Source organism: Synechococcus sp. BA-120 BA3 (assembly GCF_034931285.1).
In the GTDB taxonomy this organism is placed as follows: Bacteria; Cyanobacteriota; Cyanobacteriia; order PCC-6307; family Cyanobiaceae; genus Cyanobium.
On record NZ_JAYGHZ010000297.1, the window covers coordinates 1 to 10071 of the forward strand.

General features: G+C 70.2%; 11 protein-coding genes and 1 pseudogene. 1 reads left to right on the forward strand and 11 read right to left on the reverse strand.

What is annotated here, in order from left to right:
* The 10 genes from VB737_RS12155 to VB737_RS12200 all read right to left on the reverse strand — a co-directional run.
* The coding region (locus VB737_RS12155; protein ID WP_500313290.1) for a hypothetical protein at positions 1 to 234 on the reverse strand (234 nt) is incomplete at its 3' end.
* 14 nt (positions 235 to 248) lie between these two features.
* Positions 249 to 1337: a hypothetical protein gene (locus tag VB737_RS12160; protein ID WP_500313291.1), complete on the reverse strand. Its 1089-nt coding sequence runs from the start codon at positions 1335 to 1337 to the stop codon at positions 249 to 251.
* A 10-nt stretch (positions 1338 to 1347) separates the two neighbouring features.
* Positions 1348 to 2007 (reverse strand): translation elongation factor Ts, encoded by a 660-nt coding sequence (gene tsf / locus VB737_RS12165; RefSeq protein ID WP_500313293.1) that lies wholly within the window; start codon positions 2005 to 2007, stop codon positions 1348 to 1350.
* 38 nt (positions 2008 to 2045) lie between these two features.
* Entirely contained in the window at positions 2046 to 2762 is a 717-nt protein-coding gene (rpsB, locus tag VB737_RS12170) for a 30S ribosomal protein S2 (RefSeq protein WP_216908544.1), read from the reverse strand.
* A 108-nt stretch (positions 2763 to 2870) separates the two neighbouring features.
* A complete protein-coding gene (locus tag VB737_RS12175; RefSeq protein ID WP_500313305.1) occupies positions 2871 to 3809 on the reverse strand; it encodes a glycosyltransferase family 2 protein in 939 nt (312 codons plus the stop codon).
* Between the two features lie 90 nt (positions 3810 to 3899).
* On the reverse strand, positions 3900 to 4055 hold the full coding sequence (locus VB737_RS12180; RefSeq protein WP_011293689.1) for an Asl3888 family RNA-binding protein: 156 nt from the start codon (positions 4053 to 4055) through the stop codon (positions 3900 to 3902).
* A gap of 42 nt (positions 4056 to 4097) precedes the next feature.
* A complete protein-coding gene (locus VB737_RS12185) occupies positions 4098 to 4841 on the reverse strand; it encodes a DevA family ABC transporter ATP-binding protein (protein ID WP_500313296.1) in 744 nt (247 codons plus the stop codon).
* Between the two features lie 35 nt (positions 4842 to 4876).
* Positions 4877 to 6043, reverse strand: a complete 1167-nt coding sequence (devC, locus tag VB737_RS12190) for an ABC transporter permease DevC (RefSeq protein ID WP_500313298.1) — start codon at positions 6041 to 6043, stop codon at positions 4877 to 4879.
* Complete coding sequence (locus tag VB737_RS12195) at positions 6040 to 6906, reverse strand: efflux RND transporter periplasmic adaptor subunit (protein WP_500313300.1); 867 nt, start codon at positions 6904 to 6906, stop codon at positions 6040 to 6042. The genes devC and VB737_RS12195 overlap by 4 nt, the downstream gene beginning before the upstream one ends.
* 11 nt (positions 6907 to 6917) lie before the next feature.
* Positions 6918 to 7670: a phycocyanobilin:ferredoxin oxidoreductase gene (locus VB737_RS12200; protein WP_500313302.1), complete on the reverse strand. Its 753-nt coding sequence runs from the start codon at positions 7668 to 7670 to the stop codon at positions 6918 to 6920.
* Positions 7671 to 7901: 231 nt separating this feature from the next.
* Here VB737_RS12200 and mutS point away from each other — a divergent pair.
* A pseudogene (gene mutS, locus VB737_RS12205) lies at positions 7902 to 9677 on the forward strand (DNA mismatch repair protein MutS); the annotation flags it as partial.
* Here mutS and VB737_RS12210 read toward each other — a convergent pair.
* The coding region (locus tag VB737_RS12210) for a precorrin-8X methylmutase (RefSeq protein WP_500313303.1) at positions 9650 to 10071 on the reverse strand (422 nt) is incomplete at its 5' end. The pseudogene mutS and the gene VB737_RS12210 sit on opposite strands and share 28 nt — an antisense overlap.

A 10071-nucleotide genomic window follows, 5' to 3' on the forward strand; every position in this document is an offset into this window, starting at 1 on the left:
GTAGCCGGCGACGTCCCGGGCGCGGACGGCCAGCTGCTGCTGCTCGGCCGGCTCGAGCCCCTGCGGCGCTGCCGCCAGGGAGGTGGCGACGAAGCCGCTGAACCGGTCGCGCCGCCCTTGGAGATCCCCGAAGCCTCCCTCAGCCTCGAGACGGCAGGCCAGCTGCAGGGGCGTGCACCAGCGCTCCAGGGCCTGCTCCAGGGCTTCGGACGCGGACGCGGCCGGCCCTTCCACGGAGGGGCTGCCGTTCAGTCGTTCGGAATCGATGGGGGGCGGATGTCCTGCAGCCAAAGCTGTTCGGCCTGGTGGATCCGTAGCCGCCGTTGCAGGCGACGGAACTGCTGGGCCATTCTGCGAACCTCCTGCCGATGCTGCTGCAGCCGCCGCCGGCAGGTGCGCAGGCGGGGCTCCTCCAGCTCCAGATCGGTGGGCCGCAGCAGCACCGCCAGCGTCTGGGCCTGGGGGCCGCGGGCGCCGGGGAAGGGCAGGGGCAGGCGCATCAGGTTGGCGGGGGCGGCCATGGTCTCCAGCTGGCCGGCCAGCACGGCATCCAGCAGGCTCACCGGCAGCAGGCTGCGGCTCACGCCACCACGCAGCAGCTCCACATTGACGGCGTGGGAGAGGTTGCGCAGGCGGCGCGCCAGGGCCAGCTCCATGCCGTCCATCCAGCGCAGCACCCGCTCAGGATCCTCGGGAAGCCGCCCCGCCTGCCAGAGGGAATCCTCCTCGAACGCATCCTCGGACGGCTCGTCGGAATCCTCACGGCGGTCGTTGTTCTGCCCGTCGTCCTGCTCGTCGTTCTGTTCGTCGTCAGGATCGTCCTGCGGTCCTGCGTCGGGGTCTGGCGCGGGGGCCTCCGCACGGCCCAGGGACCCCCAGAGGAAGGATCCGCCGGCCAGGGGCGGGGCGAAGGCGATCTGCACCGACCCCGGCGGCAGGGGCTCCGGTTCCCCGCCCCCGGTCTCCCCCTCCCAGGTGAGCTCCTCCAGCAGCTGCTCCCGTTCATGACGGTCGCGCCGCTGGCGCTCCCGGGAGATCTGGGCCGCCAGGATCACCAGCTGCTCCACCGTGAGCAGGCTGCAGCAGCGACCCACCAGGTCCTGGATCTGGACGTGCAGCAGCCTCCGGCGGTCAACGGGGAGCTCGCTGTAGCGCTGGGGGTGGACCTGGGTGGCGAGATGGAAGCAGGCCTGGCGGACCTGCTGGGGCAGCACCTGGCGCAGCACCTGGAGGTACAGGGCGACGTGGCGGTAGAGCTCCGGGTTCGACTGGCTCAGCCGCTGTGTCAGGGCCTGGAGCTGACCCGGCAGATCGATCGAATCGGACAGGTCGCTCAACGGCTCCGGCTCAGCCCGCCTTGCCCATCGCCGCCACTTCGGCGGCGAAATCCGACTGCTCGACCTCGATGCCCTCGCCGAGGGTGTAGCGGGTGAAGCGGCGCACGCGGATGTTCTCGCCGGTCTTGCCCGCGGCCGACTTGACCATCTCACCGACGGTCAGGGTGTTGTCGCGGATGAAGGGCTGGTCCATCAGGGCCAGTTCCTTGAGGCGCTTGCCGATGCGCCCGGCCACGATCTTGACCTTCATCTCCTCCTTCTTGCCGGCGAGATCGTCGCGACCCATCTCAATGGCCTTCTCCCGCTCCGCCACGTCCGGGGGGATGTCGTCGGTGCTGACGTATTCCACGTTGGGGCAGGCCGCGATCTGCATCGCCACGTTGCGCACCAGCTCCTGGAAGAGTTCGCCGCGGGCGACGAAGTCGGTCTCGCAGTTCACCTCCACCAGCACGCCGACGCGGGCACCGGTGTGGATGTAGCTGCCGACGGCCCCTTCGGCCGCCGTGCGACCGGCCTTCTTCTCGGCGGTGGCGATGCCCTTCTGGCGCAGCCATTCGGCGGCCTTGGTGGCATCCCCACCGGATTCGGTGAGGGCCTTCTTGCAGTCCATCATGCCGGCGCCGGTCTTGTCGCGCAGGTCCTTGACGAGCTTCGCTGTGATCTCAGCCATGGGGTGGGAGTGGGGGAGGTCGGGAGGGAGAGAACGGCTCAGGCGTCGTCGTCGCCGCTGCGCTGATCCTGCGCTCCATGGCGGCCTTCATTGATGGCATCCGCCAGCCGACCCAGCACCAGCTGGACGGAACGCACGGCGTCGTCGTTGCAGGGGATGGGAACGTCGCAGAGATCGGGATCGCAGTTGGTGTCGAGCATCGACACCAGGGGGATATCGAGCTTGCGGCACTCGAGCACGGCATTGGTCTCGCGGCGCTGGTCCACCAGCACCACCACATCGGGCAGGCGGCGCATGTTCTTGAGGCCGCCGAGGTACTTCTGCAGGCGGTCGAGTTCACGGCGCAGCACGGCGGCTTCCTTCTTGGGCCGCATGGCGATGGCGCCGGAGGACTCCATCCGCTCCAGATCCTTGAGGCGGTCGATGCGGGCGCGCATCGTGCTCCAGTTGGTGAGCATGCCGCCCAGCCAGCGCTGGTTGACGTAGGAGGCGCCGCAGCGGGCGGCTTCCTGGGCGATGACCTCGGAGGCCTGCTTCTTGGTGCCGACGAACAGGAAGCGCTTGCCGCTGCGGGCGGCACTGCGGGTCCACTTGTAGGCGTTGTTCATGCAGACGGCGGTCTGCACGAGATCGATGATGTGGACTCCGTTGCGCGCGCAGTAGATGTAGCGCGACATCTTGGGATTCCAGCGACGGGTCTGGTGTCCGAAGTGGGCACCAGCCTCCATCATCTCGGAGAGAGTGACGACAGCCATTGGGTTGGGGGGGTTTCGGGTTGGCCTCCACCTGCCAGGGATGCCGTGCCACAGGGTGGGCAACGGATCACCCGAAACGTGCAGGTGTGCGGTGTTGGTGTGACCGAGTCAACCTACCAAATGGCCCTGCTGGCGGGCTTCGGCATGGAGAGCCCGCACCCCGAAGCGGTTGAGGGGCAGCCGCAGCAGCTCCATCGCCAGCCCCGCCTGGCCACGGCGGATCAGCCAGCGCAGCAGGGGCCGCAGGCTGCGTTCATTGATCAGGCCGCCGAGGGTGAGCAGCTCCCAGAGCGCCAGATGCAGCCAGGTGTACTGGATGATGAAGCGCACCCGCCGGGTGGGGTGCTTGCGGTAGAAGACCAGGCCCATCTTGGCCCGTTCCCGCTCCACCCGCACCAGATCGGGGATCTGCTCGAGGCTCAGGGGCGGATGCCAGTGGTAGCCCGCGGCCTCGGGACAGCGCACCAGCCGCACGCCCATGCGCCGCAGGCGTTCGCCGAGTTCGAGATCCTCCCAGCCGTAGAGGCGGAAGCCGGTGTCGAACAGGCCCGACTGCTCCAGGACCCGGCGGTCGATCGCCACGTTGCCGGTGGCGAAATAGGCCCAGGAGAGGTCCCGCAGCTTGTGGGGCTCCGACGTGGGCGCTTCAAAGTTGTGGGTGTTGATCACCGCGCCGTAGGTGAAGCAGAGCCGGTCGCCGCTCTGCTCCCAGGCCCTTGCCAGGGCCGTGGCGTGGTGCAGCAGGAACCGCTCCGTCACCACCAGGTCGCTGTCGATGAAGACGATCACATCGCCGCGGGCCTCCTCCACACCGCGGTTGCGCCCTTGTGCCGGACCGCCGTGGTCCTGGCGGATCAGGCGCAGATGGGGGAAGGCGGTGGCATGGGCATCCAGCCAGCGCACCGTGTCATCGGTCGAGCCGTCGTCCACCAGCACCACCTCGTAGGCCTGCAGGGGGCCGCCGGTCTCCTGGCGCTCCAGGGCCTGCAGGCACTGGCGCAGGATCGGCAGCCGGTTGTAGGTGGGGATGACGACGCTGATGAACATCGGGTGACGGTGCAGAGACCAGGGTGGAGAGGCCATGAAAAAGGGGGATCCGCAGCGAATCCCCCCGGTGCCATGGCCGGACCGCGCCGGTCAGTCGGCGGCGCCGCCGTTGTTGGCCGTGCCGGTCACGCCGTTGCCGGCCCCTTCACCGCGGCCGTCGTTACGCAGCTTGCGCTTCTTGAACTTGCGGGCATAGGCCCGGTTGCGCTCCTGCTTTTCCTTCTTGAGGTTCCTGCGTTTCGACATAGGTGATGCGAGCCTTGAAAAGACTGTGAGGTTCCACCCTACTCACCCGACCACGGCCTCCCCGTCCCACAGCCGCCCATCCTCCATCCGCACCAGGCGGTCCGCCACATCGAGGATGCGGGGGTCGTGGGTGACCATCAGCACCCCGCAGCCCTCGTCCCGGGCCAGGCGCTGGAGCAGTTCCACCACCTCCCGGCCGGTGCGGCTGTCGAGGGCGGCGGTGGGTTCGTCGGCCAGCAGCAGGCGCGGGTGGGCGGCCAGGGCGCGGGCGATGGCCACCCGCTGCTTCTGGCCGCCGGAGAGGTCGTGGGGGAGCTTGCCGAGGTGGTCGGAGAGGCCCACGGCCCGCAGCCATTCGCGCGAGAGGTCACGGCGGGCGCGGTAGCCCAGATCCGGCAGCAGGTCGGCCCCCATCTGCACGTTCTGCTCGGCGGTGAGGCAGCGCAGCAGGTTGTGGCCCTGGAAGATCATGCCGACGCTGCGGCGCAGCAGCTGGCGCTCATGGCGGCTGGAGCCGTTCAGCTCGCAGCCCAGCACCCGCACCGAACCCTCCATCACCTGGCGCAGGGCCCCCACCAGGGTGAGCAGGGTGGTCTTGCCGCAGCCCGAGGGCCCCGTGAGCAGCACCACTTCGCCGGGGTGGATCTCCAGATCAATGCCCTGGAGCACCTGGCGCCGCATCGTGCCGGTGCCGTACCAATGGCTGAGCCCGCGCACCGAGACGGTGGCGGAGCCCGCAGCGGTGGGAACGGCGGGTGGGGTGGAACCGGGCAGGAGGGTGGTCATCGGCTCAGGATCAGCGGCACGGAATCGGGATCGGCTCAGAAAATATCCGCCGGATCGGCGTCGCCCAGCTTGCGCATCGCCATCGCCGCCGACCCCATGCACATCACCAGGATCATCAGGAAAACGGTCGTGGCCCGGTCACCGGCCATGGCCACCGGCAGCTTGGTGGCGGCATGGATGACGCCGTAGAGCACCTGGCCGGCCAGGTAGGCGGGCACATAGCCGAAGATCGCCAGGAGCAGCCCCTCGCGCGCCACCACCCCCAGCAGGGTGAGCAGGCTGTAGCCCATGGCCATCAGGGTGGCGTACTCCGGCAGGTGGTCGCTGACGTCGGAATAGAGGATCTGGTAGACGATCACGCAGCCCACCACGAAACCCATGGCGGCGCCCAGGGTGAAGATGAAGCCGATGGCGGTGCTGGTGCGCCAGTAGTCCATCTCCAGATCCAGGAAGCCCTGCTTGGTGAGCACGGTCACGTCCTCGGGCAGCAGGCGGCGCAACCGGTCCACCACCTGGGCGGGGTCGGCCCCGGGACGCAGGCGGATCAGACCCAGCTCGATGCTGCCGGGCGGGTTGTTCGGCACCAGGCTCAGCAGGGTTTCCCGGCTGGTGAGGAGGTTGCCGTCGGCACCGAAGGAGGGCCCTGAACTGAACAGGCCCGCCACCCGCAGGCGCTTGCCGGCCACCTCACTCTCGACGACGCGTCCCTCCCGGAACCACTTGGCCACCGGTCCGAACTCATCGCGGGAGAGGTCGTCGAACAGCACCCGGCCCTTCTGGGTGAGGCGGGGCGCCAGGGCGGTGACGGCCGGATCGAGGAACAGGGGATCCCCCGGCTCAAACCCCAGGGCCAGGATCGAACGGGTGCCCTTGGTCTGGGGGTTGCGCCACAGCAGCAGGTTCCAGTGCACCGGGGTGATGCCGGTCACATCCGCATCGGCCATGGCCTGCACCAGCCGTCGCTCGGGGAAGCCGGTCATGCTGATCGAGCTCTTGCTGCGGGGGCTGAGCAGCACCAGATCGGTGTCGAACAGCTTGTGCACCGTGACACTGGAGTCGAACAGGGCATCGCGGAAGCCCAGCTGCATGAACATCAGGATCCCGGCGAAGGTGATCCCGGCCAGGGCCACCGCCAGGCGCATCGGCTGGCGGGTGAGCAGCAGCCAGGCCAGCGGGATGCGGCGTCCCTGCCAGAGGCTCATGGCTGCAGGCGGGCGATGACCTTGAGGCCGCTGAGGGCAGCGACCCGGGCCCCGTCCTGGGGATCGAGCCGCACCCGAACCTCGACGACACGGGCATCGGCGTCACCGGTGGGATCGGTGGAGAGCACCTCCCGCTGGCGGACCTGGGGACTGATGCGTTTCACAGTGCCCCGGAGGGTGCCGTCGAAGCCGCCGTTCTCACTGGTCAGGGTGACGGCCTGGCCGACCCGGACCCGATCGATGTCGCTCTCGTAGACCTCGATCGAGGCCTCCATGCGATCGCTGGCCCCCAGTTCGAGGATGCCCTTGTCGCCGGGCCGCTCGCCGACGCGGGCCTGGATGCGCAGCACCGTGCCGTCGATCGGGGCCCGCAGTTCGGTGTTGACCAGGTCGGTGCTGGCCTTGACCAGGGAAGCCCTGGCCTCTTGCAGCTGGCCCTGGAGCTCCAGGGTGCGCTGCTCGAGCACGTCCAGATCGGCGGCCGAAAAGGCGCCGTCACTGGCCAGCCGGCGGTAGCGCGCCAGGTCGCGGGTCTGGATGGTGAGCCGGCGGCTGAGGTTGGCGATCCGGGTGCGGATCAGCTCCAGTTCCGCCCGCTGCAGCGGCTGGTTGTCGAAACGGGCCAGCAGCTGGCCGGCCCGCACCCGGTCGCCCTCGGCCACCAGCAGTTCGGTGATGCGGGGGCTGCCGCCGATGCCGGTGATCGGCGCTGCGAGGATGCGCACGTCACCGTCGGGCTCCAGCTGGCCCAGGGCCGCCACGGCCTCCACTGGGGCCGGCGGACGCGCCACGGCGGTGGCCGGAGGCCTGGCGGACTGAAGCCGCTGATACAGAACGACACCGCCCACCAGCAGGCCCGCCACGCCGGCGGCGATCAGCCCGTTGCGCCAGGGACCGGTGGGTCGTCGAAGAGCAGGTCCTCGATGTAGCGGTCGGCCCACTGGGGATTGAAGGCCTTCTCCAGCACCCTCCGGGTCTTGTCGTTTTGTTTCTGTTGCTTGCAATACCTCAGCTGCCCTTGCCATCGCGCAACCGTAGCCGGATCGTCATGGGCTTGGGAAGGGCTCGTCGCCGCCGCTGTGGCCAGCACGCCGAGGAACGTCGCCACCTCCTCGACGAACCCCTTCTCCTCCGCCTCCGACTCCGGCCGCACGAACAGCACATGGGGGGAGAAGATCGACCCCCAGGGGGGCAGATCGCGCACCTGGGCGAAGGCGGGCCGCTCCCGGCCGGCCAGGGCCGCGGCGATCGCCTCCGGCAGGCTCTCCACCACCGGCGAGAGGTCGACGATGGCGGCACTCACCCCGGCCTTGCCGGCGACGATGTCAGCGCCGAACACCGGCAGATCGTGGCGGGGATCGGGGAAGAAGACGCAGTGGAGGATCTGCAGTCCGGCCCCGAGGCGCGCCGTCTCCAGGTGCAGCTTGCGCAGCCCCCGGCAGCGGTGCACCTCGTTGCGGATGTACAGGGCATCGCCGTCCAGGCTGCCGCTGATCGCCTCCAGTTCGGGGTCGATCGCCAGGGGGGCCAGATCCGGCAGAGCGTTGCGACAGAGCCGGATCCGCTCCGCCAGGGCATCCACCAGAGGATGGATGCCACCGTCGACGGCCGGCGCGACCTCACCCATGGACACGGCGTCACAGCAGAATGCGGATCCTGCCATGCATCCGTGAGCGATTCCCTGGGTTGTTGCGGGTCCTTGCTGCCCGGTCTTGCCGCCCCTGTCGGCCGCACGCTCGCCAACGGGGTCGAACTGGTGCAGCTCGACCTAATGGACGCCCCCCTGGTCTGCCTCGATTTCTGGTGCCGGGCCGGCAGCGCCTTCGAGACGCCCATGGAGAGCGGACTGGCCCATTTCCTGGAGCACATGGTGTTCAAGGGCAGCGACGGGCTGGCGGCCGGGGAGTTCGATCGCCGCATCGAGGCCCTGGGGGGCAGCAGCAATGCGGCCACCGGCTTCGACGATGTCCATTTCCACGCCCTGATGCCCCCGGAGGGGGCGGCCGAGGCCCTGGATCTGCTGATGGATCTGGTGCTCCGGCCCCGGCTCGACCCCGACAGCTTCGCCATGGAGCGGCAGGTGGTGCTGGAGGAGCTGGCCCAGAGCGAGGACCAGCCCGAGGAGGTGGCCCTGCAGCGGCTGCTGTCACTGGCCTGTCCCGACCACCCCTACGGACTGCCGATCCTGGGCCGCCGCCAGGCCCTGCTCGGCCATGACCCGGCCGCCATGGCGGCTTTCCATCACCGCCAGTACGCCGCCGGCCGCTGCGTCCTGTCCCTCGCCGGTGCCGTCGGCGATGGCGCCCTGATGGAACGGGCCGCCAGCGGCCCCCTGGCGGCCCTCAAGGGCCCATGGCCCGAGCTGGCCGCCCTGGCCGAACAGGTGCGCCATCACCTGGTGGAGACGCCGCCCCTGTCGCTGAGCGAGGGCGGCCTGCTCCATGACGGGGTCGATCCGGTGCTCGACGGCCTGCGCAACCAGCTCGACGACCAGGAGGCCTGGCTCTCCCGTCAGGAGGCGATCGAACGGCGTGCCAGCGGCAACCCCAACCTGCGCCTCCAGTACCACCGCACCTTCGGCTACTTCCTGGCCGTGAGCCGCGCCCGGGCCGCCGCCGTTCCGGACCACTGGATCCGCCGCCAGACCCTGGCCAACGAGGAGCGCTTCGTCACCCCGGAGCTGAAGGGCCGCGAAGGCCGGATCCTGCAGCTGCGGGCCCGGGCCTGCCAGCGGGAGTACGACCTCTTCTGCGACCTGCGCCGCCGGGTGGGGGAGGCGGCCGGGCCCGTGCGGGCGGCCGCCCGGCGGGTGGCGGAACTCGATGCCCTGGCCTCCCTGGCGGAGGTGGCGGCCACCGGCGGCTACTGCCGGCCCGAACTCAGCGAGGGCCGCGAGCTGGTGATCGAGGCGGGGCGCCATCCGGTGGTGGAGCAGCTGCTGGTCGATGCGTCCTTCACCGCCAACGACCTGCAGCTGGGGGCCCCCGAAGCCGACGGCGCCCCGTCACCGGACCTGATCGTCCTCACCGGGCCCAATGCCAGCGGCAAGAGCTGCTATCTGCGCCAGAGCGGCCTGCTGCAGCTGATGGCCCAGATCGGCAGCTGGATCCCGGCCCGCTCCGCCCGGCTGGGCATCGCCGACCGCATCTTCACCCGGGTGGGGGCGGTGGACGACCTGGCCAGCGGCCAGTCCACCTTCATGGTGGAAATGGCCGAGACCGCCAACATCCTTCACCACGCCAGCCCCCGCTCCCTGGTGCTGCTCGACGAGATCGGCCGGGGCACGGCCACCTTCGACGGCCTCTCGATCGCCTGGGCCGTGGCGGAACATCTGGCCGAGGGCATCGGCGCCCGCACGATCTTCGCCACCCACTACCACGAGCTCAACGAGCTCGCCGAGCTGCTCCCCAACGTGGGCAACGCCCAGGTGCTGGTGGAGGAGACCGGCAACGACCTGGTGTTCCTGCACCGGGTCTGCCGGGGGGGCGCCAGCCGCAGCTACGGCATCGAGGCGGCCCGGCTGGCGGGCGTTCCCGCCTCGGTGGTGCTGCGGGCCCGCCAGGTGCTGGGCCGCATCGAGGCCAACAGCCATGTGGCGGTGGGACTTCAGGGGGGTGGGTCCAGGGCCGCCTGATCCAGCCAGGCCCGGCGCAGCAGGGCATTGGCGGCGGCGGCCACCAGTCCGGCGCCGCCCTTGCTGCCCTCCAGGCGGATCTGGGGGAGAGCGCTGGCGGCGAGATGGCGCTTGCTCTCGGCCACCCCCACGAACCCCACCGGCATGCCGATCACCAGGGCCGGGGCGGCGATGGTTCCGGCCTCGACCAGCTCCAGCAGACGCTCCAGGGCCGTGGGGGCACTGCCCACCAGCACCACCGCTCCCGGGTGCTCCAGCAGGGCCCGCTCCATCCCCGCCGCCGCCCGGGTGCCACCAGCCGGCGCTACCGCCGGCGCCCAGGCCAGCACCGAATGGACCGGATTGGCGAAGGTGCGCCGGGCCATGGGCGCCACGGCCGCCGCGGCCATCGCCG